General features: G+C 60.6%; 1 protein-coding gene and 1 pseudogene. Both read right to left on the bottom strand.

What is annotated here, in order from left to right; genetic code table 11:
* Positions 1-395: pseudogene (locus ACWGKS_RS30055) on the bottom strand (hypothetical protein); the annotation flags it as partial.
* A 2-nt stretch (positions 396-397) separates the two neighbouring features.
* Positions 398-1,164: C40 family peptidase (locus ACWGKS_RS30050; protein WP_452525118.1), on the bottom strand; the 767-nt coding region annotated here is incomplete at its 5' end.

Here is a 1,164-nt window from a genome sequence, read left to right as displayed (position 1 = left end):
CACTCATCCTCGACAAGGCGATGGACGTTCTCTAGAGGGATCTCCCCATCATCCGTCGTATCCAGGTAATTCTCGCCGCCGTCCTGCCGGTTCACGTTGATCGAAGACAATGGAGTCAAGTTGTCTGTGCAGACATCCATTTCTCCTTCGTTCAGGTCTGCGCGAGCTTCACCGATCTGTTCCGCCGGCGCATTGACCGATGGCTCTTCGGAAGATGAGAGCCCGGAGGAAGCAACGTTGAGAAACGTACTGAGAATGCCGACGATCACTCCGAAGACACCAAAGGCAGCGAGGGTTCCACAGCCGAAGACGGCGGTGGCGGCCTTCCAGCCGTGTAGACCCTTCTTCACCGGCTCCTTGCGCTTTGATTCTTCTTCGGTCTTCGTATCCGACAAGGTTAAGCCTGCGCTTCCAGCTGAGCCTTCACTTCGGGGTGCTCAAGCGGACGGGTGAATCCCAAGATGTCCGCACGATTGGGGTCATCGTACTCGCGCACCGCGATCGGTCCACAGTTGGTGCACCAGGCCTCGACCATCAGTCCATCGCCGACCACCATTCCAACGTGACCGGGCCCTGGTGGCTCTCCCGACCGCGTGACATCAAAGAAGACCAGGTCACCGGGTTGTTCCTCCCCTGCCGACACTTCTGGACCGAAGGTCCACTGGTCTTGGGAAACCCGAGGAACAGTCACCCCGATGCTCTCGTAGGCCTTCATCATCAAACCGGAACAGTCGAAGCCGTTCGGTCCCGTCCCACCCCAGACATACGGATTCCCTCGTTTGTCCAGGGCCCAATCGACGACGGCCTGAGTCAGCTCGTCCGGGGCGCTGCCGATCGGCGCACCATCCTGATCCACCTGGCAGAGCACCGCCGTACGAACGGAGTCGGTGGAGTTGAAGTCACCTTCCGCGTAGCGGTCGGCCCACTCCAACACATCGTCCACGTACCACCAGGCATGGTTGTAGCCGTAGATGGCCTGGCGGACGTCATCCTCGATCCCGTGGGCGATGAGGTAGTCGGCAGAGGCCGGGATCGCGTCGGCGGGGTCGTACACATTGGCGACCCCGTCATCGTTTCCATCCAGGCCATAACCCTGTTCCGGGCGTTCCTCCACAGCCTGGATCGGCTCACCGCCCCAACTGTTCCCGGCGGCAGAACCATCCA

The organism is Nocardiopsis sp. NPDC055879, from assembly GCF_053615935.1.
The sequence above is the reverse complement of the archived record's forward strand: the minus strand, read 5'-3'. Positions and strand labels throughout refer to the sequence as shown.